The following is a 20,557-nucleotide window of genomic DNA, read 5'->3' on the forward strand; positions in this document are numbered from 1 at the left end:
AAGGGTTCGGCGCGGGAGAACCGGATCGGCCGGAACCGGGCCCATTTGCAGCGAAAGCGCGCGGAAATACGATAGACTCGTCGCCAATTCGAACGCCTCGGCGCCTCTTCGTCAGCCTATTCGCCAATCGATGCGCTACTCCGTCGAACTCAGGAAGTTTTTCTACAGCCAGTATTTCTTCGGCGGTCTGCGCATCGCGGTCGGGGTTTCGCTGCCGGCCGTGCTCTGCCTGATCGTCTTCAACAACCGGGATCTCGGCTTCACGATCGCGACGGGCGCGCTCGGCGCGTGCGTCGTCGACATGCCCGGCCCGCTCAAGTACAAGCACAACGAAATGCTGGCGTGCAGCGTGATCGGCTTCTTCGCCGCGCTCGCCACCGGGCTCGCCACGCCGAACATCTTCGCGCTGTGGCTGACGATCGTGCCACTCACCTTCGTGCTGTCGCTGATCGTCGTCTACGGCAATCGCTGGCCGCAGATCAGCTTCGCGACGCTGTTCATGATGGTGATGACGCTGGAGGGGCAGTTCACGCCCATGGAGGCGCTCGTCAATGCGGCGTGGATTCTCGCGGGCGGCCTCTGGTACACCTACTGGGCCACCCTCGTGTCGCGCTGGCAGGCGCACCGGATCGAGCAGCAGGCGCTCGCCGAGAGCCTGTTCGCCTGCGCGGCCTACCTGCTCGCGCGCGCCGATTTCTACGATCTCGACGCCGATCTCGACGAGTGCTACCGCAACCTCGTCGCGAAGCAGATCACCGCGGTCGAGACCCAGGAAACCGCGCGCGACATCGTGCTGCGCAACCTGCCGAAGCTGCGCCAAGGCAAGCTCGATCCGAGCCGCACGATGATGTTCAACCTGTTCATCAACAGCGTCGACCTGCACGAGCTGTTCGTCGGCGCGCACACCGACTACCCGCTCGTGCGCAGCACGTTCGGCGGCTCGGACCTGATGATCTTCTACCGCGACCTGATCCGCAAGGCGGCGTCCGACCTCGAAGAGATCGGCCTCGCGGTGCTGGAAAATCGCCGGCCGCATTCGCGGATCAGCGTGAAGGCCGAGCTGCGCGCGATCGAGTATGAAATCGAGCTGATGCGCAAGAAGAGCTTCGCGGCGACCAACGCGGAAGCCTATGCGGCCGTGCTCGCGACGTTCCGCCGGATCTGGAGCGCGACGCGCCTGATCGACAAGATGCGCCGCAACCTGTCCGAAAGCACCGACGGCCAGAAGACCGAGCTGAAGATCGACAAGACGCTCACCCGGTTCCTGCAGAAACGCCGGATGTCGCCGCTGCTGGTGTTCTCGAACCTCAACCTGCGCTCGCCGAGCTTCCGTCACGCGCTGCGCGTCACGGTCGCGGTGGCGGTCGGCTTCTGGCTCGGCCGCCTGCTGCCGCTCACGAACGCGTACTGGATCGTGATGACGACCATCATCATCCTGAAGCCCGGCTATTCGCTGACCAAGCAGCGCAACGCGCAGCGGATCGTCGGCACGCTGATCGGCTGCGCGGCGAGCATCGCGCTGATCTACACGCTGAAGGAGCCGCACCTGCTGATCGCGATCATGTTCGGCTCGATGGTGATGAGCTACAGCCTGCTGCTGTTCAACTACACGGCGAGCGTCGTGTTCACGTCGGCCTACGTGCTGCTGATGTTCCACCTGCTCGCGCCGGGCAGCATGCGGATCATCGGCGAGCGCGCGATCGACACGGTGGTCGGCTGCATGATCGCGATCGCGGCGAGCCGCCTGTTTCCCTACTGGGAATACCGGGCGATGGGCAAGCTGGTCACCGACACGATCGCGACGACCCGCAAGTACTTCGAATCGGCCTGGCGCGTCGGCCGCGGCAACAGCGCGCCGCCCGTGCCGGAAGCCGACGGCGCGGCGGCCGTGCCGGCGGTGGCGGCCGCCGTCGAGGCGGCGCTGCCCGCGCTCGACAGCGACTATCAATACCGGCTCGCACGCAAGAACGTGAACATCGCGTTCGCGAATCTCGGCCAGGCGTTCCAGCGGATGATGCTCGAACCGAAGGCACACCAGAAGTTCGTGCCCGAGCTGAACGACCTGCTCGTGCAGACCCACGTGCTCGGCGCGCAGATCACGGCCGCCGCGCCGCTGCTGCGCCACGCGTGCACGGAAGGCGCGCAGCTCGACCTCGGCCCGCTGCAGCGCAGCCTGGCCGCGATCCAGGACAACCTGGAGCAGGCCGAGGCCGGCGTGCCGCCGCCTGCCCATCATCCCGACGCCGGTAAGCAGCTCACCCGCGAGCTGGACGCGATGGTGGTCGCGGCCGAGCAGTCGGACGCGGCCGGCGCCGAACTCACTCACGATCTCAAGATGCTCGCGCACCAATGCAAGCAGATGTTCGCGTCGTCGCTGCTGATCCGCAAGGACGCCGGCATCATCCGCCTGCCCCAGTGACGCCGCGCGCCGCCGGCGCGCGTTCGCCCGCCCCGCCCCCCACGCTCATATCGCGTCGCGGCAGAAGTCAGGTATTTCCCGACTTCTGCCGCGACGCCGCTATTGATATGATCCGTTCCGCGCCAAGTTGTATAGACAACTTCAAGAACGCCCTTGCCGGTCCGACGCGTCCGGCTCAAGACACAAACATATCGGAGACACGATGAAGAACTTGCAGCGCCACCTGAGCGCGCGGCACATCCGTTTTCTCGCGCTCGGCTCGGCGATCGGGACCGGGCTGTTCTACGGTTCCGCCACCGCGATCCAGCTCGCGGGCCCCGCGGTGATCCTCGCGTACATCCTCGGCGGCGCGGCCGTCTACATGGTGATGCGCGCGCTCGGCGAGATGGCGGTGCGCGAGCCCGTGCCCGGCTCGTTCGGCCAGTACGCGACCGACAACCTCGGGCCGTTCGCGGGTTTCGTCACCGGCTGGACCTACACGCTCGAGATGGTGATCGTCGCGATCGCCGACATCACCGCGTTCGGCATCTACATGGGCTTCTGGTTTCCGGACGTGCCGCAATGGATCTGGGTGCTCGCGATCGTCGCGATCATCTGCGGGCTCAACCTGTGCCACGTGAAGGTGTTCGGCGAGCTGGAGTTCTGGCTGTCGATCGTCAAGGTCGGCGCGATCGTCGCGATGATCGGCGGCGGCGCGGCGATCCTGATCGCGGGCGTCAAGCTGGGCGGCAACGCCGCGCCGTCGGTCGCGAACCTGTGGTCGCACGGCGGCTTCCTGCCGAACGGCGTCGGCGGACTGGTCGCGTCGCTGTCGGTGGTGATCTTCGCGTACGGCGGCATCGAGGTGATCGGGATGAGCGCGGGCGAGGCGAAGAACCCCGAACGGGTGATCCCGCGCGCGATCAACGCGGTGCCGCTGCGGATCCTGCTGTTCTACGTGCTGACGATGGTCGTGCTGATGTCGATCTTCCCGTGGACGGGGGTCGGCTCGAGCGGCAGCCCGTTCGTGCAGATCTTCTCCGCGCTCGGCGTGCAGTCGGCCGCCAGCATCCTGAACCTGGTCGTGATCAGCGCGGCCATCTCCGCGATCAACAGCGACATCTTCGGCGCGGGCCGGATGATGTACGGGATGGCGCAGCAGGGCCACGCGCCGCGCGCGCTCGCCGCGACCTCGCGCCACGGGGTGCCGTGGGTCACCGTGCTCGTGATGGCGGCCGCGCTGCTGGCGGGCGTCGTGCTCAACTACCTGATGCCGAAGGACGTGTTCCTGATGGTGGCCGCGATCGCGACGTTCGCGACCGTCTGGGTCTGGCTGATGATCCTGCTGTCGCAGGTGGCGATGCGCCGCCGGCTGTCGAAGGCCGAGGCGGCCGCGCTGAAGTTCAAGGTGCCGTTCTGGCCGGTCGCGCCCGCGCTGACGATCCTGTTCATGCTGTTCGTGATCGCGATGATCGGCTACTTCGAGGACACCCGCATCGCGCTCTACGTCGGCGTCGCGTGGCTCGCGCTGCTCGCGCTGGTGTTCTTCTCGCGGATCCGGCCGAAACTCGCCCCTGCGTCGCGTTGACGCAGGGCGGCTATCCGGCGCGCACGGCGCCGGGTAGCGCCGCTCAGCCGCCCGTGCGGGCGGCGGCCGCGCTCGCGGCTTCCGCCGGGTGCGCCTCGTCGAACTCGCGCTTTTGCGAAATCGCGTTGTACAGGATGGTGCCGATCACGAGCAGCACCACGACGACGATCAGGATGGACACGCCGAATACCGGATTCTTCTTGCGCTGATCGTTCATGGTCGGGTCTCGCTCCGTCAAAGTCGTCGAAGCCGGCATTCTACGCGCAAGCCCGCGCAATGCCGCGTTGCCCCACCGTTTTGCTTTCCCCTCCCGCCGGGACGCGCGGGGCGCCACCGGATCTCGCCCGGGTTGGTCATCGTTCCCATTTCGCATTACAATCCGCTTTCTTTCAATTTGTAATTTTCCGCCGTCCGCCGAACCGGCCGCCACGCGCGGCTCCGGCGGGCCGGAACCGGCCCATCCCCCGTCCATCGTCTGGAGTCTTCATGTTTCCGAAGCGCATCCCCCTGGTCCCGCTGATCCGCACGCTCGCGCTGGCGGGCGCCGTCACGGCGCTGTCGCTTCCCGCGCACGCCGCCGACGAGGTCAATCTCTACACGACCCGCGAGCCGAAGCTGATCCAGCCGCTGATCGACGCGTTCACGAAGGAAAGCGGCGTCAAGGTCAACACGGTATTCGTGAAGGACGGCCTGCTCGAGCGGGTCAAGGCGGAAGGCGCGAAATCCCCGGCGGACGTGCTGATGACGGTCGACATCGGCAACCTGCTCGACCTCGTCGACGGCGGGCTCACGCAGCCGGTGAAGTCGAAGGCGCTGACCGACGCGATCCCCGCGAACCTGCGCGGCGCGAACGGCGACTGGTATGCGCTGTCGCTGCGCGACCGTGTGCTGTACGTCGAAAAGGATCTCAAGGTCAACGCGTTCCGCTACGAAGAGCTTGCCGATCCGAAGTGGAAGGGCAAGGTGTGCATCCGCTCGGGCCAGCATCCGTACAACACGGCGCTGGTCGCCGCGATGATCGCGCACGACGGCGAAGCGGCGACGGAGAAGTGGCTGCGCGGCGTGAAGGCGAACCTCGCGCGCAAGGCGACGGGCGGCGACCGCGACGTCGCGCGCGACATCCTCGGCGGCATCTGCGACGTGGGCCTCGCGAACGCGTACTACGTCGGCCACATGAAGAACGCCGAACCGGGCACCGACGCGCGCAAGTGGGGCGACGCGATCAAGGTGGTGCGCCCGACCTTCGCCAACGAGAAAAGCGGCGGCACGCATGTGAATATCAGCGGCGCGGCGGTCGCGAAGCACGCGCCGAATCAGGCGAACGCGGTGAAGCTGCTCGACTATCTGGTATCGCCGTCGGCGCAGGCGCTGTACGCGCAGGCGAACTACGAGTACCCGGTGCGCGCCGGCGTGACGCTCGATCCGGTGATCGCGAGCCTCGGCCCGCTGAAGGTCGACCCGCTGCCGCTCGCCGAGATCGCGAAGCATCGCAAGCTCGCGAGCCAGTTGGTCGACAAGGTCGGCTTTGACAACTGATGTCGTTTCCCCTCGTCACCGCCTTGCGTCGCGCTCCCCTCGCGGCGTGAAGCGCGGTGGCTTCGCGGCCGCGATCCTGATCGCGGCCGCGGTTTTTACACCGCTCGCCAGCCTCGCCTGGTCAGCCTTCGGCGCCGATCTCGCGCACTGGCGCCACCTCGCCGCCTTCGTCCTCCCGCAAGCGCTCGCCAACACGCTGCTGCTGCTCGCCGGCGTCGGCGCGATCGTCACGCTGGTCGGCACCGGCGCCGCGTGGCTCGTCACCGCCTACGATTTTCCCGGCCGGCGCACGCTCGCGTGGGCGCTCCTGCTGCCGCTCGCCGTCCCGACCTACATCGTCGCGTTCGCGTATCTCGACCTGCTGCATCCGATCGGCCCCGTGCAAGGCGCGCTGCGCGGGATGCTCGGCTTCGACAGCCCTAGACAGTTCCGGCTGCCCGACCTGCGCTCGCTGCCCGGCGCGATCTTCGTGCTCGGCTTCGTGCTGTATCCGTATGTTTACCTGAGCACGCGCGCGATGTTCGTCACGCAGTCCGCGAGCCTGATCGAGGCGGCCCGCACGCTCGGCGCGGGCCGGGCCGAGACGTTCGTGCGCGTCGTGCTGCCGCTCGCGCGGCCCGCGATCGCGGTCGGCGTGAGCCTCGCGCTGCTCGAAGCGCTCAACGACATCGGCGCCTCCGAATTCCTCGGCGTGCAAACGCTCACCGTGTCCGTCTACACCACCTGGGTCACCCGCTCCGATCTGGCGGGCGCCGCCCAGATCGCGCTCGCGATGCTCGCGATCGTGGTCGGCATGATCGTGCTCGAACGCTACGGCCGCCGCCGGCAGCGCTACGCGCACGGGCGCCGGATGCGGCCGATCGCGCCTCGCCGTCTGCGCGGCGCGGCCGCCGCCGCGGCCGCGTGCGTCGGCTGGCTGCCCGTGCTGCTCGGCTTCGGCGCGCCCGCCGCGTATCTGATGGTCGAGACCGGCAAGCGCCTGCACCTGATCGGCGGCGTGTCCGCCCAACTGCTCGCGAGTCTCGCGAATACGCTGATGCTGGCGGGCGGCGCGACCGTCGCGACGCTCGCCTGCGGGCTGATCGTCGCATGGGCCGCGCGCACGCAGCGCGACAGCGCGCGCCATCGGGCCAGCCGTGCCTGCGCGCGGATCGCGAGCCTCGGCTATGCGGTGCCGGGCACCGTGCTCGCGATCGGACTGCTGACGCCGCTCGCGTTCGCCGATCGCGCACTCGCCGGCCTGCTCGGCCGCGACACTCTGGTGCTGATGGGCTCGCTCGCCGCGCTCGTGATCGCGTACACGATCCGCTTCCTGGCGATTTCCGCCGGCAGCATCGAGGCCGGGCTCGCCCGCATTCCCGCGTCGCTCGAACAGGCGTCTCGCACGCTCGGGGAAACCGCCGGCATGACGCTGTGGCGCGTGCATCTGCCCCTGCTGCGCCCGGCGCTCGCCGCCAGCGCGCTGCTGGTGTTCGTCGACGCGATGAAGGAGCTGCCCGCCACGCTGCTGCTGCGCCCGCTCAACGTCGACACGCTCGCGACCTGGCTCTACGCCGAAGCCGCGCGCGGCACCTACGAGGAAGGCGCCGTCGCGGCGCTCGCGATCGTGCTCGCCGGTCTCGTGCCCGTGATCCTGCTCGCCCGCACCACTCTCAAGATGGGACACTGACACCGTGGCCATGCTGCTCGAACTGAACGCCGTCACGCTCGCGTACGACACGCCGGCCGGCCCGCGCACGGTCGTCGACCGATTGAGCCTCGCGCTCGAACGCGGCGGCATCGGCTGCCTGCTGGGCGCGTCCGGCTGCGGCAAGAGCACGGTGCTGCGCGCGATAGCCGGCTTCGAGCCGGTACGCGGCGGCGAGATCGTGCTCGACGGCGCCGCCGTCTCGACCCGCACGGGCGAGGTGCCGCCGGAACGGCGCCGGGTCGGCATGATGTTCCAGGACTACGCGCTGTTTCCACATCTGGACGTGCGTCGCAACGTCGAATTCGGCCTGCGGCGCCAGCCGGCGGCCGAGCGCCGCGCGCGCACCGCGCGGATGCTGGAGATCGTCGGGCTCGCCGATGCGGCGCAAGCCTACCCGCACGAATTGTCGGGCGGGCAGCAGCAGCGCGTCGCGCTCGCTCGCGCCCTCGCGCCCGCGCCCGATCTGCTGCTGCTCGACGAGCCGTTCTCGAATCTCGACGTCGACACCCGCGAACGGCTCGCGTTCGAGCTGCGCGACATCCTGAAAGCGACCGGCCACACCGCGATACTCGTGACGCACAACCAGGCCGAGGCCTTCGCGATCGCGGACCGGATCGGCGTGATGCAGGACGGCGCGATCGCGCAATGGGATACGCCGTACAACCTGCACCATCGTCCCGCGAACGCGTTCGTCGCTGATTTCGTGCGGCGCGAGGCGCTCGCCGAGGAACGGCAGCGGGCGCTGACGCGGGGACGGTAGACGGGGAGACTCAGGGGGCCGCACGTCGCGGCGGCATCGGTCCGGCCGGTACGTCGTACAGCGCCGCCGCGACGATTCCGCCGTGAACGTGGCCCCGCCTCTCGCGTCGGCATGCGAAACACGCCGATGGCTTACCGCGGCATCTCCGGCGCCCGCAGCACGAAACGCGCGATCGCGTCCACCACGCCGGCGGCCAACGGCAGGTCGGGATTCCCGTAGGTCGCGATATTCTGCTGCCGGTCGTCACCGTCGACCGCCTTCAGCACGTGGTTGGCGTCGCCGATCAGCACGAGCGCGGCGCGCGGATTCGCGCGCTTCAATCGCTCGGCATCGTCCCGTTCGACCTGAAGATCCCGCAGCCCCTGCACGATCAGCGCCGGCTTTTCGTAGCCGGCCAGCAGCGCGGCCGGATCCACCGTCAGCTCGCTCATCAGGAAGCGCTGCACCGCCGGCGCGAACAGCGGCAGCAAGGCCGGTTCGATGTCGGCCGCCGCGACCGCGTGCCCGGCCTCGAGGGCCGCGAGCACCGTCATCGCGTTATCCAGCAGCGGCGCATTGGCCGGATTCGCACGCAGTTGCGTCCTCAACACCGCCCCCAGCGGACGGCCCGCCGTCGCGACCAGGATCAGCCCGCACACCCCGGCGGAGTCGCGTGTCGCGGCCCGCAGACCAACCAGACCGCCCTCGCTGTGGCCCAGCACCCAGACGCATGCCGCGCCGGTTCGTTGCCGGATCGTCGTTACCCATGAGCGCACATCCGTCGCGTAATCGTCGAGGGTCACCGCGTTGGCATCGGGAACCGCCGCCGCGCTGCCGAACATCCCGCGCTTGTCGATCCGCACCGTCGCGATACCCCGGCTCGCCAGTCCCTCGGCCAGCAGCCGGTAAGTCGACGCGCGCAGGCCGAGCGGACCATTGCCGTTCCGGTCCGTCGGTCCCGAACCCGGCACGATCAGCACCACCGGCGCGGCCGCCCCGCTCGCGTCGGCCGGCGTCAGCAGCGTGCCGCGCAGCGGGCCCGCCGGGCCGGGCGCGGAAAGTTCCATCGCAGCCGGCGCGGGTGCGCTTGCGGACTGGATCGCCGCCGCCACGGCCAGCGCTGCAAGGAGAGTCATGGGCATTGCCTCCGATATCGATACCTGGATGTCCGCCCGACGCGCCCGGTCAGTCGGCCGCGCCGGCGACGTTACGCTCGACGATCGCGGCCAGCTCGGGCCGCGCCTCGCGAGCCGTCGTCACCCCCGATACCGCCCGCCCGCATTGCCGCACATAGTAGACGACCGCCCCCCAGAACCCCGCATGCGAGTCGCACGCGCGGCCATCGACGGCGCCGGCACACGCCCAGCCGATCGGCGTGCGCCCCTTCGCACACCCTCTCCGCCAGCGTGCGCGCCTGCTCGAAGCCCCGTCCCGCGAACAGATCGCGCGTCGACCCGGCGAGGAGCGGCCCGTTAGCCGGATACGCGACGCGCCAAGGGGTATGAACCGGCGCGCCGAACCCGGCGCGCGGCGGCCAACGCGCGGCGACCCGCTTATCCCCCGCTTATTCCCGCTTGCCCGCCCGCGTCCGCGCCGCCCCCGTGCGGCTCGGGTTTCGGCGGATGCGCGTAAGGCAACCCGTGGGCGATGCCCTGCCGCAGGAAATCGCTGATCGCCCGGTTGCTGGTTTTCTCGGCATCCAGATCCGCGGGCATCGGCAGATGCAGGCCTTCGAGCATGTCGAACCGGTGCAGGTCGATCGCCGCGTTCATCACGACGCCGAACGCGGCCGCCGCCTCGATCGAGGCCCGGTAGCCCAGGATCGCCATCAGCGCGAAGCCCGCCGGCATCGCCAGCCAGACCCCGTGGCCGTGCAGAAACCCCAGCGACACCGCCGCGCAGATCACGAAGGTCGGCACCAGCCGAATCGACACGTCGAACTGATTGCGCGCGCTGTCGACCAGCCCGCCCAGCGCGGCGTCGATGTACGGATAGAGTCTCGGCCACATCACCACCGCATCGAGTCCGTACCGGCTGGTCGCGAGATCCTCGGCCGCGCGCAGCGCGTTGCCCAGGCCCGTGGGCAGCACACGGTCCGCGTCGGACGGATAGTATTTGGACAGCCGGCGGGCCGCCGAATCGGTCGACAGTTTCTGGCTGGCGGTCGGATTGTCGGGCAGGTTCTGCACCGCGTCGACGAGCTTCGCGCGCTTGCCCTGTTGATACCTGACGCAGCATCGTCCGAGCCCGCCGGTCGCGAGACGCCCCCAATAGCCCTCGACAATCCGCACCAGCGCATCCTGCAGCGGCATCGTGACGAACGCGAGCACCAGCACGACGAAGATCAGACCCACCCATTTCGTCAGGTCGAAATCGTTCATCGCCCGGACGAATCGGGCCCACGACGGCGGCGCGTCGGGCGCGCCCGATGCATCGAGACTCACGATCAAGAGCGCCACCGACAGGATCGGCAGGAATGCGATCAGGAAAAAGCGCGCGCCCAGTTCCTTGAAGCCGGCTTCGAACAACGCGTCGAACTTCATCGCGTCACTCCGCTTCCATGTGCCGCGGCGGATGGCGGTTCATGCAGTTCGGCGGGGGCAGCCCGTCGATCGGAATCGCGTTCACTTCGCGGCCGCACACGGGACACTTGAATTTGCGCGGCCGGTACGAAGACTGCCCCGGCAAGCTGCCTTGTCCCGCGCCGCCGAAGTCGGCCGTCGTCACGCGGAACGTTTCCGAAAACTCCGCCGAATCGAGCGCCTTCGCGATCGACTCGCTCGTCACGAAGACCGACATCCGCGGCACGCCCGGACGCGCGTGATACAGATAGAGTTGCAGCACGCTTTGCGGGTTTTCGATCAGGTAGCCGCTGACCCAGTCGAACACCGGGTGCACGCCGGCCTTGCGCGGCAAGGCGACGGAGACCGACGCGGTTTCCACGTGTTCGGCCGCGATCGCGTGAATGAGATTCCTGAGCGCATCCATCGGCTCCTCCCGCTCTCGCCGCGCGCCGGATCGGCATCCGCCGCGCGGGGACTGATGCCAGGTCGCGAGCCGCCCGTCCGCGCTCATCCGGCCGCAGCGGCGCCGGACGCATCCGGGCGGGCGAGCCCTCCTGCGTGCTATTAACGATAGCCGACCGGCAAGGACAATCAATCGGAATATCGCGCGGCTCAGTTCGTCTTTTCACGCCCGGACGGGGAAGCTTTCGTTGTGCCGACGACGCGCCCGGCCCGATCCCTGACCGGTTCGACGATCGCGGCCCGGGTGCGCGTCTCGGCAGTCGCCGGGCTGCCGATTCCAGCGTGTCTGCCGCACGGGCAAGCGGTTGAATGAGGTCCGTCGTTGATAGGTCCGGCGCCCGCGACGGGGCGATAACATCGACCCGGTGCAAACGCGATCCGGGCGTGGTGCGCGAAGGCGAACAGTCGCATGCCGCACGTCGTCTGGCGCTTCCCCTGAACGCCCATCGTCATGACATCGGCGCGCGCAGCACGGCAAAGTGCTCGTCCTCCGACTCGACGCCGAACGCCAGCGACCGATAGAAATCCATCGCGGGCCGGTTGCATCGGAAACACGACAGCGTCAACGGCCGGCCCGCTTCGGCCGCGCGCGCCATCAGAATCCGCATCGCCGCCCGGCCGATGCCGCGCCGCCGATACGCCGGGTACAGCAGGAGCAGGGACACGTGCCACGCCGGCTCGCCGGCTTTCAGCGCCAGATACCCGGCCCTTGCCTTCCCGACGTGAATCCAGCGGAAGTCCGGCGCCTGATACGACCGGCCGAAACGCTCGCGCTGGCACGCGTCGTTCCAGCCGAACGTCTGCTCGATGTATTCGCGCAGCGACAGCCGATACAATGCGAACAGTTCGGCTCGATCCGCATCGTCCGGGTGTATGGGCATCAGTTCGATTGTGTCGTCGTCCATGCTCGCGCCGGGTCCGCCGTCTCACGCCGCAGGAAAAGCATGAAGCCCACCGGGAACCCCGGCACGAACCTCGCCGCGCGCATGCCCGGCGCTCACGCTACACCCCATCCCGCACCGGCAGCGCCGTCGAATACTTGATCTGCTCCATCGCGAACGACGAGCTGACGTCGAACAGCGGCACCGCGCGGATCAAACGCTTGTACACGCGATCGTAGTCGTCGATATCCGACACCACCACCCGCAGCAGATAATCGGTCTCCCCGCTCATCCGGTACACCTCGACCACCTCGGGCATGTCGCACACGGCCTGCGTGAAGCGCGCCGCCCATTCCTCGGTGTGCTGGTTGGTGCGCACCGCAACGAACACGGTCGTGCCGACCCCCAGTTTGCGCGGATCGCACAGCGCCACCTGCGCGCGTATCGCCCCGGTTTCCTTCAGGCGCTGAATCCGCTTCCAGCATGGCGTCTGCGACAAGTTCACCCGTTGCGCCAGCTCCGCGATCGGCAGCGTTGCATCCGCCTGAAGCAATTCGAGCAGTTTCCGATCGATCGCATCCATTTCCCCAGCCTCGTGTGAATAGAATTTTTTTCTACGTGGAAAGTATATAAGGGAACAATATGGAATCCGTTTCCCCAAGTCGACCGGTATAAATACGTATCCGGCCCGCGGCAATCGCAGCGGGCGCCCGACCTGCCGATCGACCGATGAACCACGACACCCTGCTCCTTTCGTCCGCCTCCGACCTGCCGTTCGCGCGACCGGCCTCCGCCGCGCCGCGCCGGGAACCCGCTCCGCTCGCGCGTCTGTGCGCACGGATCGACGGCGCGCTGCGCGGTGGCGCCGACGCGCCGCTCACGGCGGCCTTCGCCCGCGATCTGCGCGCCGCGCTCGCCGAGGCCGCGGCGGCCCCGGCACTGCTCACGCCCGCGCAGCGCGAAGGCTCGGCGAACACCTATCGCCGCCACCTGCTCGCGGCCGATCCGCTCGGCCGCTACGCGGTCGTATCGCTGGTCTGGCAACCGGGGCAATGGAGCCCCGTTCACGGCCATCAGACCTGGTGCGGCTATGCGGTGCTGGAAGGCACGTTGAGCGAATCGGTCTACGACTGGCACGACGCGGCCGGCTGCGCGACCGAAGCCCGCCGCCATCCGCGCGAAACGGGCGCCGTGTCCTACGTGCGCGCCGGCATGACGGGCATCCACCGGCTCGGGCACGGCGGCGCGGCGGCGGATGCGCCCGCCGTGTCGCTGCATGTGTACGGAGTGCCCGGCGAACGGATCGCCACCCACGTGAACGAGATCGTCGAGGTTCGCGCCGGCGCCTGAGCAGCGTTCATCCGGCCGCGAGCGCCGGCATCTTCCGGCCGCCCGCCCCGGCAGCGGCACATATCAGCCGCCCCCGCCCTCGCGCCGCCCCTCGGCCGGCGTGGCCTTGCCCGACGCCGGTGCCGGCGCCCCGCCTGACGCGGCCGGCTCTTGCGCCGGCCCCGTGTGCGCGGCCGACGGCGCCCCTTCGCCGGCCGCCCGAGCCTCGCCGTCGCGGCGGCTCTGCGCCGCGACGGCCTTCGGCGACGACGTGTACACCTGCATCTGCGGCACGGGAATCTCGATGCCCGCATCGTCCATCCGCCGCTTGATCCGCACATTGAACGCGCGCATCACGGTGGACTGCTGCTGCGGCCGCGTGCGGATCTGCCCCTTGACGATCATCCAGTTCGGCTCGAAGCGGTCGAGCCCCCACACCTCCACCGCGCCCAGCATCAGCCGGCGGATCGCGCCGTCGCTCCACAGCTCCGAACCCGCGTCGCGAATCATCCGCGTGACCTGATCGATGTCCGCCGAGAACGGCACGCGCACCTCGAACACCGCATAGCCGTAGTCGCGCGACAGGTTCTTCACGATCTTGATCTGCGAGAACGGGATCGAATGCAGCGCGCCCTGCCCGTCGCGCAGCCGCACGGTACGGATCGTCAGATGCTCGACCGTGCCTGCGTGGCCGCCGTCGACGTCGATCCAGTCGCCGACCGAGATCGTGTCCTCGATGATGATGAACAGCCCGGTGATCAGGTCCGACACCAGCGACTGCGCGCCGAAGCCGACCGCGAGACCGATCACGCCCGCGCCGGCCAGCAGCGGCGTCACGTTGATGCCGAGATTGGCCGCCGTCACGATGCCCGCGGCCGTGATGATCGTCACCAGCATGACGTTGCGCACGAGCGGCAGCATCGTGCGGGCGCGCTGGCTCGGGTTACGGCCCTTGCCGCGCGCGCTGGCGGAATTGAGCGCCTCGAGGATCGCGGTGTCGATAATGATCCACGCGAGCCACGACACGAACAGCGTGATGACGATCGCCGTGACCGCCTGCGCGATGCCGCGTGCCGCGACGCTGTGCTCGATGATCCGCGCGAGCGACACGCCCCACAGGCGCGACGTCAGTTCGACATAACCGAGCCAGATGAACAGCGTGCCGAGCGACCCGGCGAAGCGCACCAGCCGCGCGACATACGCGGACCGGTTGCGGCGCGGGTTGCGATGAACCGGGTTGGGCCGCGTCACGCGCAGCACGACGGCCGACAGGAAGAACGCGAGCACGAGCAGCAGCGCGGTGACGATCGACGTCTGCAGCAGGTTCGACGACGAATGGCGCCCCATCAGCGTGCCGAATACGGCGGCGAACGCAAGCAGCAGCACCGGCGCCGGCCACATCGACGCCGCGAAGTCGAACATCTCGGTGGCCGCGCGATGGCCGGTGCGCTGCGCGTAGCCGCGATTGCGGATCAGATGCGCGATCGGCCGGCGAAACGCCAGCGCGAAATACGCGCACAGCGCGGCGGCCGTCATGTTCGCGAAGATCGAGATCAGGCCGGAGAGATTGGAGCCGAGCTGCTGCGCGACGTCGTAGTTGAGCGCCGCATCGCCGAGCGCGCCGAGCGCGCCGATCACCCGCAGCAGGCGCCACGACCGCGCGATCAGCAGCCGCCCCGCCGCGCGCCGGTGCCCCGCGCTGAAGAGCGCGAACATGATCAGGCACAACGCCGCGAATACCGAGCCCGACACGCTGGCGTACGCGGTCACCAGCGCGAGCGTGCGGCCGAGCGAGTCGGGCAGGCTGTGCGCGATCGCCAGCACGACGGCGAACGCGATGATCCACGGACCCACCCGCCGCAGTGCGAAAACCAGCATCTCGCGCGCACTCGGATTCGGATCGAGCTTGACGACGACGCCGTAGTGCGCCCAAAGCTTGTGCTGCGCCCAGATCAGCGCCGCCCCGCACGCGCCCCAGCCGGCCAGCATCACGACCAGATCGAGCAGCACACGGCCCAGCGATTCGCGGCCCTGTCCGCTCACGATCGCAACCAACTCGTTGCCGGCGGCATAGAAGCGCCCCGTCCAGTAGCGCGCGGGCGTATCGCCCTGGCGCATGCTCGCCTCGACGGATGCCATCCCCGATGCGATCGCGCCGAGCAGTCCGGCGTTCGCTTCGGGCGACGACGCGGCCGTCGGCGGGGAAGCCACCTGCGCCGCCTGTGCAACGTCGCGCAACTGCTTGAGCTGGGTCACGAGCTGGGTGCGCTGACGGTCGTTGTCGAGCATCCTGATCACGGCGTTGAACGACCGGGCGATCTCGGCCGCGCTCGCCGCCGACGGCGCGGAAGCCGCCGTGGCGGCCGACGCGGCCGATGCGGTCGACGCCGGTTCCGCCGTGGACGGCGCCATCATTTTCTGGAAGGTGGCCAGCCCGGGCGCGGTGGCGGCCTGCGCGGCGCTCGCGAACGCGACGGCCAGCAGACAGGCGGCCACGCCGGGCGCCGCGCGGCGCAGCCGCCACGCGAAACCCGCCAATACGGCGAGCCAGACGACGGCGCACGGCACCGGACCATTCAAGCGGGAAGAAATCGGCATGCGATCGATCGGGGGATGGCACTGGCTCGCCAGTGTAGCCCCAAGTGCACGCCGCGCCTGCGGCGAAATCGACGGCCGGCCCCGCAACGACGCACGCGGCGCACGAGTGAGCCCGTGCGCCGCGTGCGTCGTTTCTCTTCAAGCGCGCGCCGAACCGCGCGCGCCGGTCATGCTCAATACGCCGCCGTTGCGATCCGGCGCACGAACTGATTTTGCTCGATCGCATCGACGAACGCGACCGCATAGTCTTCCGCCGAGATCTTGCTGTTGCCCTCGGCATCGGCGATCAACGTGTCCGTGCCGGTGCGGAACGTACCCGTGCGCTCGCCCGGCGCAATCAGAGCAGCCGGAGCGAAGAACGTCCAATCGAGATCCGTCGCCGTCTTCAGGTAGGCGAGTGCGTCGCGGTGCGCGAGCGCGACCGGCTTGTAGGCTTCCGGGAAGCCTTCCGCGTCGACCAGTTGCTTGCCCGGCGCGATTTCTAGCGATCCCGCGCCGCCCACCACGATCAGGCGCTTGACGCCCGCCTGGCGCGCGCCCTCGACGAGCGCCTTCGTCACGCTCACCACCTTCGCCGCGTCCTCCTGCTTCGGACCGTACGCGCTCGCCGCGACGTCATGGCCGGCGAGCGCCGCCGCGACGCTCGCCGGATCGGCCAGGTCGGCCGCCCGGCTGGCCACGTTCGCCGTGCCGGCGGCGGGGTTGCGCGACAGCGCCGTGACCTGGTGGCCGCGGCGGGCGGCTTCGGCGGCGATCCGCGAACCGATCGTGCCGGTTGCCCCAAACAGCGCGATTTTCAAAGTACGTTGCGTCATGTCGTTTCTCCAGACAGAGTTATATGTAATCAACTCAATTACATATTAGGATAAAAAAAAGGGATGGTTGATCCCCATGTGACTCGTTGCCGGCCGCGCTCCCACCGGCCGCCCAGACCAGCGGCCGGGACGATCGCCCCGACACGCCGTGCCGTCCTGCTACTTGCTGCTCACCGCTTCGGTTGCGCCGTGCTGCCGGTGCGCCTCGGACTGCAGCACGTCCGCCGTCACGTCCGCAAGCGTTCGGGTGGCGAGCGACGCCTCCATGGCCCGCTGCGCATCGCCGATGTAATCGGTCAGCACACCCTGGATGTGCCGCCCCACCATGCAGGCCGGGTTCGGCGTCTCGCGGTGCAACGCGAACAGCTGCGCGTCGTCGACCGCGCGATAAACGTCGAGCAAGGTCATCTCCGACGGTTCGCGCGCCAACAGCGCGCCACCGCCCGCGCCGAGCTGCGACGTGGTGAGCCCCGCCGCCGCCAGCATCGACAGCAGGCGACGGATCAGCGCCGGATTCGTGTTGACGCTTCCCGCGATGATGTCCGACGACAGCGGCACGCCTTCCTGCAACGACAGCAAGGCGAGCACGTGAACGGCGAACGCGAATCGGCTGCTCGTATTCATGACCCACTGGCCCGACGGCTCTTGCAAGCCGTGGCTCGACGACAATATGTAACCATAGTAATTACATTTAATCGGCGGCGCAAGGTTTTTATTCGCCGCTCTTCGCCCCGCTCGCCGCGCTGCCCGACGCGGCCGGCGCATTCTGCTCGCTCCACTGCTGCAGCTTGCGGCCGGCGGTTTCAAGACTGGTTCCGGCGACGGCCGCCGCCTGACCGAGCACGGCCGACGCCGCGCCCTGCAGGTGCGCCTGCGCGGTCGCCGACACCGCACTGGCGCTCAGCGGCGGCACCGCGGACGCAGCCGACGCGACCCCTTGCTTCGCCGCATCGATCTGCTGGTTGACGAAACTCGCGACTTGATCGAGTTTTTGCGAGGCCTGCGCCGCGGCCTGTGCGGCGGCGCTCGCGGCGGTATCGGGTTGCGCGGCGGGCGTCTCGGCCTTCTTGCAGCCGGCCAGCAATGTGGCCGCCGCGACTGCCGCGAGCGCGGCGGCACGAATCCAGGGCGTACTACGGCGAGCAAAATGAGTCGTCATGGCTCGATGCGCCGCAAAGCGGCGCCTGCAAGTAAAAAAAGCATGATACGACGCACCGGGATCGGTCCGTCGCAGGTTGTTTATTTTTTACAAATTGATTTCGAATTCGCCTGCCGCCCCCCGCCGGCCGTGGTGTCCGATCTACCGAATCGCCCTGTTCCGCTCGCGTCGGGTCCGGCTGCGCACCATGACCCGTTCCACCGGCGGGCCGGTCGCCGCGCCGCCCGTGTCCCGCTTCACGCCCGGCATACCGCCCAAAGGACCGCCCCCGGCAAACGAGGAGACGGCCCTCTCCGGTCGCCTCAAATCGGGCAACGCCGCGATCGATTGATTACCCTACAAATTCAATTCAAAAAACTTTCATTTAAGGGCCTTACACTCGCCTCCAGTTTTCAAACAGCCTTCCGGATACTTTCCATTTCCCTGGAACACGAAGGCCGGCTACCCATAACGAAACTGGACTCCCCATGCCCGCGTTGCCCAATTCCTCCCGTCGTCAGGCGCTGAAGATCCTCGCCGGTGCCCCGATGCTGCCGCTAAGCGGTCTCGCGCTCCCTGCCCTTCTGACCGGCTGCGGCGGCGACGACAACGGCACGACGACGCCCGCCGCGAATTTCGCAGCGGCAGCGTTCACGGCCATGGCCGCGCCGACGCTCGCCAACCCGAGCGCGATGGCGCAGACGACCGTGGGCTCGACGTTGTCGGTCTCGTTCAGCGACGGTTCGTCGCGCAGCTACAAGCTCGCCTACCGCCCGTTCTTCATGACCGGCGACCTAGTACCCGACGGCAAGGGCGGCACGATACTCGCCGGCGGCTACTACGACATCAACAACCAGCCGATTCGCGACACGTCGGTCGCGGGTAAAGAACGCCCGTTCTACTCCGATTGCCCGGACGGCAGTTCGCTGCTGTCGCTGCGCAACGCGAGCGTCGCCGGCGTCAAGGGCAACACGGTATTCGCGGTCGTGCAGTTCGAATACACGACGCGCGATCAGAAAGGCGCCTCCGTCTACGGCCAGTTGCCGTCGCCGATCGCGGTCCTGACGCTCGACCAGGATCCGGCCACGGGCGCGCTCAAGCTCGTCAAATATCACAACGTGGACACCTCGAAGGCGCATGGGCTGTGGATCACCTGCGGCGCGAGCCTGTCGCCGTGGAATACCCACCTGTCGAGCGAGGAATACGAGCCGGATGCGACCAAGGCCGCGTCCGACGCGCAGTTCAAGGCCTTCAGCCTGAACACGTTCGGCAGCGAAACGGCCGCGAATCCGTACCATTACGGCCACCTGCCCGAGATCACGGTGAATCCGGACGGCACGGGCAGCGTCAGGAAGCACTATTGCCTCGGCCGGATCTCGCACGAGTTGATCCAGGTGATGCCGGACCAGCGCACGGTGATGATGGGCGACGACGCGACCAACGGCGGCCTCTTCATGTTCATCGCCGACAAGGCGGCCGACCTCTCCGCCGGCACGCTGTACGTCGGCAAGTGGACGCAGACGTCGTCGGCCGGCGCGGGCGCGGCGACGCTCGGCTGGATCAGGATCGGCCACGCGACGAGCGCCGACATCGAAGCGCTCGCGAACCGCCTGAAGGCATCGGACATCATGGACGTCGCGACGGCCGACCCCGCCGACCCGGCTTTCACCAAGATCCACTTCGGCGGCAAGTTCAACTGGGTGCGCGTGAAGCCCGGCATGGAGCAGGCGGCGGCGTTCCTCGAAACGCACCGCTACGCGGCGCTGGCGGGCGGCAGCATGGCGTTCACGAAGCTGGAAGGCACGACGGTGAACGCGAAGGACAAGATCGTCTACATGGCGATGTCGCGGATCGAAACATCGATGGTGAAAGGCAACGCGGTGTCGCGCGACGTGGCGCTCGACAAGAAGATCGCCGCCGGCGCGGTCTACGCGCTCAATCTCAAGGCCGGTCAGCGCGATGCGGCGGGCGCGCCGATCGACAGCGACTGGGTGCCGGTCGACATGAGCGCACCCGCCGCGCTCGTCGGCGAGGATCTGGCGTCGGCCGACGCGCTCGGCAATCTCGCGCACGCCAACAAGATCGCGAACCCGGACAACCTCAAGTTCTCGGAAAAGCTGCGCACGCTGTTCATCGGCGAGGACTCGGGCATGCACGTGAACAACTTCCTGTGGGCGTACAACGTCGACACGAAATCGCGCGCGCGCGTGCTGTCGTGTCCGGCGGGCGCGGAATCGACCGGCCTGCACGCGGTCGACGAGATCAACGGCTGGACCTACATCATGAGCAACTTCCAGCATGCGGGCGACTGGGAAAGCCCGCTGCACGACAAGGTCAAGGCCGCGCTCGACCCGCTCGTGAACGACAACTACAAGAGCCGCTTCGGCGCGAGCGTCGGCTACCTTACGGCCGAGCCGACCAGCATCAAGCTCGTGAAGGGCTGACCTCCCCCGCTTTCTTCATCACGTTCATTCGTCGGCGGCTCCACGCCGGTTTGGGCGCGGCGCTCTTCGGAGCCCCGCGCTTTTTTTCTTGTCGCGCGCCCCACGGCCGCACCCGCAGCGGGGCGGCCGCCCCCCTTCCAACTGCCTCGGTCGAGGTCCGGCCGGCCCTTCGGCTCGCCAGTCAATTGCCCATATAGTGGGAAAACAACCATTTCTTCTTCGCCAACCCGGACAGGCAAAAAAAAAGCGCCACGGAGACCGTGGCGCTAAAAAAGTTCTAGCCATTCCGAGGGCCGTGCTAGAACCTGAGAGACTGCACGAACCATCATTTCGGATTAAACTGCGAAACGATGTTTCGAAATTCAGAGACATTTT

18 protein-coding genes are annotated in these 20,557 nt (G+C 68.2%); 8 read left to right on the forward strand and 10 right to left on the reverse strand.

The genetic code is table 11. The features are described 5' to 3' along the window. The first annotated feature begins 130 nt into the window (after window positions 1–130). Both RZR99_RS23460 and RZR99_RS23465 read left to right on the forward strand, forming a co-directional pair. Window positions 131–2,419, forward strand: coding sequence for an FUSC family protein (locus tag RZR99_RS23460; protein WP_323122169.1), 2,289 nt, complete (start codon window positions 131–133; stop codon window positions 2,417–2,419). Window positions 2,420–2,621: 202 nt separating this feature from the next. Beyond that, window positions 2,622–3,986, forward strand: a complete 1,365-nt coding sequence (locus tag RZR99_RS23465; RefSeq protein ID WP_323122170.1) for an amino acid permease — start codon at window positions 2,622–2,624, stop codon at window positions 3,984–3,986. 43 nt (window positions 3,987–4,029) lie between these two features. Here the strand turns inward: RZR99_RS23465 and RZR99_RS23470 are convergent, their stop codons facing one another. Further along, entirely contained in the window at window positions 4,030–4,203 is a 174-nt protein-coding gene (locus tag RZR99_RS23470; RefSeq protein ID WP_323122171.1) for a hypothetical protein, read from the reverse strand. A gap of 269 nt (window positions 4,204–4,472) precedes the next feature. On the opposite strand from RZR99_RS23470, the gene RZR99_RS23475 reads away from it, so the two are divergent. From RZR99_RS23475 to RZR99_RS23485, 3 genes are read left to right on the forward strand one after another with little or no spacing between them, the layout of a single operon-like run. Continuing rightward, window positions 4,473–5,522, forward strand: coding sequence for a Fe(3+) ABC transporter substrate-binding protein (locus RZR99_RS23475; protein WP_323122172.1), 1,050 nt, complete (start codon window positions 4,473–4,475; stop codon window positions 5,520–5,522). Window positions 5,523–5,568: 46 nt separating this feature from the next. After that, window positions 5,569–7,191: an ABC transporter permease gene (locus RZR99_RS23480; RefSeq protein ID WP_323122237.1), complete on the forward strand. Its 1,623-nt coding sequence runs from the start codon at window positions 5,569–5,571 to the stop codon at window positions 7,189–7,191. A 10-nt stretch (window positions 7,192–7,201) separates the two neighbouring features. After that, on the forward strand, window positions 7,202–7,972 hold the full coding sequence (locus RZR99_RS23485; RefSeq protein ID WP_323122238.1) for an ABC transporter ATP-binding protein: 771 nt from the start codon (window positions 7,202–7,204) through the stop codon (window positions 7,970–7,972). Between the two features lie 131 nt (window positions 7,973–8,103). On the opposite strand, the gene RZR99_RS23490 is transcribed toward RZR99_RS23485, so the two are convergent. The 5 genes from RZR99_RS23490 to RZR99_RS23510 all read right to left on the reverse strand — a co-directional run bounded on the left by RZR99_RS23490 (window position 8,104) and on the right by RZR99_RS23510 (window position 12,441). Further along, complete coding sequence (locus RZR99_RS23490) at window positions 8,104–9,093, reverse strand: alpha/beta hydrolase (RefSeq protein WP_407655491.1); 990 nt, start codon at window positions 9,091–9,093, stop codon at window positions 8,104–8,106. Between the two features lie 411 nt (window positions 9,094–9,504). Beyond that, window positions 9,505–10,494, reverse strand: coding sequence for a hypothetical protein (locus RZR99_RS23495; protein WP_323122173.1), 990 nt, complete (start codon window positions 10,492–10,494; stop codon window positions 9,505–9,507). Window positions 10,495–10,498: 4 nt separating this feature from the next. Beyond that, on the reverse strand, window positions 10,499–10,939 hold the full coding sequence (locus RZR99_RS23500; RefSeq protein WP_323122174.1) for a hypothetical protein: 441 nt from the start codon (window positions 10,937–10,939) through the stop codon (window positions 10,499–10,501). A gap of 487 nt (window positions 10,940–11,426) precedes the next feature. Next, window positions 11,427–11,882, reverse strand: a complete 456-nt coding sequence (locus RZR99_RS23505) for a GNAT family N-acetyltransferase (protein WP_323122175.1) — start codon at window positions 11,880–11,882, stop codon at window positions 11,427–11,429. A 97-nt stretch (window positions 11,883–11,979) separates the two neighbouring features. Further along, window positions 11,980–12,441, reverse strand: a complete 462-nt coding sequence (locus RZR99_RS23510) for an Lrp/AsnC family transcriptional regulator (protein ID WP_323122176.1) — start codon at window positions 12,439–12,441, stop codon at window positions 11,980–11,982. A 146-nt stretch (window positions 12,442–12,587) separates the two neighbouring features. Here RZR99_RS23510 and RZR99_RS23515 point away from each other — a divergent pair, with 146 nt between their 5' ends. Beyond that, complete coding sequence (locus RZR99_RS23515; RefSeq protein ID WP_323122177.1) at window positions 12,588–13,208, forward strand: cysteine dioxygenase family protein; 621 nt, start codon at window positions 12,588–12,590, stop codon at window positions 13,206–13,208. A 63-nt stretch (window positions 13,209–13,271) separates the two neighbouring features. Here the strand turns inward: RZR99_RS23515 and RZR99_RS23520 are convergent, their stop codons facing one another. From RZR99_RS23520 to RZR99_RS23535, 4 genes are all read right to left on the reverse strand, one after another. Continuing rightward, the gene (locus tag RZR99_RS23520) at window positions 13,272–15,785 is read right to left on the reverse strand and encodes a mechanosensitive ion channel family protein (RefSeq protein WP_407655492.1); all 2,514 of its coding nucleotides are present in this window, start codon (window positions 15,783–15,785) and stop codon (window positions 13,272–13,274) included. A 173-nt stretch (window positions 15,786–15,958) separates the two neighbouring features. After that, window positions 15,959–16,600 carry an NAD(P)-dependent oxidoreductase gene (locus tag RZR99_RS23525; RefSeq protein ID WP_323122178.1) on the reverse strand — a complete coding sequence of 214 codons (642 nt, stop codon included), beginning with the start codon at window positions 16,598–16,600 and terminating at the stop codon, window positions 15,959–15,961. A gap of 159 nt (window positions 16,601–16,759) precedes the next feature. After that, window positions 16,760–17,224, reverse strand: coding sequence for an Rrf2 family transcriptional regulator (locus RZR99_RS23530; RefSeq protein ID WP_323122179.1), 465 nt, complete (start codon window positions 17,222–17,224; stop codon window positions 16,760–16,762). 88 nt (window positions 17,225–17,312) lie between these two features. Continuing rightward, the gene (locus RZR99_RS23535) at window positions 17,313–17,759 is read right to left on the reverse strand and encodes a hypothetical protein (protein ID WP_323122180.1); all 447 of its coding nucleotides are present in this window, start codon (window positions 17,757–17,759) and stop codon (window positions 17,313–17,315) included. Window positions 17,760–17,946: 187 nt separating this feature from the next. Between RZR99_RS23535 and RZR99_RS23540 the strand changes: the two genes are divergently transcribed. Together RZR99_RS23540 and RZR99_RS23545 are read left to right on the forward strand one after the other, a co-directional pair. Further along, the gene (locus RZR99_RS23540; protein WP_323122181.1) at window positions 17,947–18,090 is read left to right on the forward strand and encodes a hypothetical protein; all 144 of its coding nucleotides are present in this window, start codon (window positions 17,947–17,949) and stop codon (window positions 18,088–18,090) included. Window positions 18,091–18,226: 136 nt separating this feature from the next. Then, window positions 18,227–20,182 carry a PhoX family protein gene (locus tag RZR99_RS23545; RefSeq protein ID WP_323122182.1) on the forward strand — a complete coding sequence of 652 codons (1,956 nt, stop codon included), beginning with the start codon at window positions 18,227–18,229 and terminating at the stop codon, window positions 20,180–20,182. Window positions 20,183–20,557 lie beyond the last annotated feature (375 nt).

This window comes from Burkholderia alba, assembly GCF_034721475.1.
Lineage (GTDB): Bacteria > Pseudomonadota > Gammaproteobacteria > Burkholderiales > Burkholderiaceae > Burkholderia > Burkholderia alba.

Coding starts and splice junctions, on each gene's coding strand:
- RZR99_RS23460 (WP_323122169.1), top strand. CDS start 131: ATGCGCTACTCCGTCGAACTCAGGAAGTTTTTCTACAGCCAGTATTTC.
- RZR99_RS23465 (WP_323122170.1), top strand. CDS start 2,622: ATGAAGAACTTGCAGCGCCACCTGAGCGCGCGGCACATCCGTTTTCTC.
- RZR99_RS23470 (WP_323122171.1), bottom strand. CDS start 4,203: ATGAACGATCAGCGCAAGAAGAATCCGGTATTCGGCGTGTCCATCCTG.
- RZR99_RS23475 (WP_323122172.1), top strand. CDS start 4,473: ATGTTTCCGAAGCGCATCCCCCTGGTCCCGCTGATCCGCACGCTCGCG.
- RZR99_RS23485 (WP_323122238.1), top strand. CDS start 7,202: ATGCTGCTCGAACTGAACGCCGTCACGCTCGCGTACGACACGCCGGCC.
- RZR99_RS23490 (WP_407655491.1), bottom strand. CDS start 9,093: ATGCCCATGACTCTCCTTGCAGCGCTGGCCGTGGCGGCGGCGATCCAG.
- RZR99_RS23495 (WP_323122173.1), bottom strand. CDS start 10,494: ATGAAGTTCGACGCGTTGTTCGAAGCCGGCTTCAAGGAACTGGGCGCG.
- RZR99_RS23500 (WP_323122174.1), bottom strand. CDS start 10,939: ATGGATGCGCTCAGGAATCTCATTCACGCGATCGCGGCCGAACACGTG.
- RZR99_RS23505 (WP_323122175.1), bottom strand. CDS start 11,882: ATGGACGACGACACAATCGAACTGATGCCCATACACCCGGACGATGCG.
- RZR99_RS23510 (WP_323122176.1), bottom strand. CDS start 12,441: ATGGATGCGATCGATCGGAAACTGCTCGAATTGCTTCAGGCGGATGCA.
- RZR99_RS23515 (WP_323122177.1), top strand. CDS start 12,588: ATGAACCACGACACCCTGCTCCTTTCGTCCGCCTCCGACCTGCCGTTC.
- RZR99_RS23520 (WP_407655492.1), bottom strand. CDS start 15,785: ATGCCGATTTCTTCCCGCTTGAATGGTCCGGTGCCGTGCGCCGTCGTC.
- RZR99_RS23525 (WP_323122178.1), bottom strand. CDS start 16,600: ATGACGCAACGTACTTTGAAAATCGCGCTGTTTGGGGCAACCGGCACG.
- RZR99_RS23530 (WP_323122179.1), bottom strand. CDS start 17,224: ATGAATACGAGCAGCCGATTCGCGTTCGCCGTTCACGTGCTCGCCTTG.
- RZR99_RS23535 (WP_323122180.1), bottom strand. CDS start 17,759: ATGACGACTCATTTTGCTCGCCGTAGTACGCCCTGGATTCGTGCCGCC.
- RZR99_RS23540 (WP_323122181.1), top strand. CDS start 17,947: ATGACCCGTTCCACCGGCGGGCCGGTCGCCGCGCCGCCCGTGTCCCGC.
- RZR99_RS23545 (WP_323122182.1), top strand. CDS start 18,227: ATGCCCGCGTTGCCCAATTCCTCCCGTCGTCAGGCGCTGAAGATCCTC.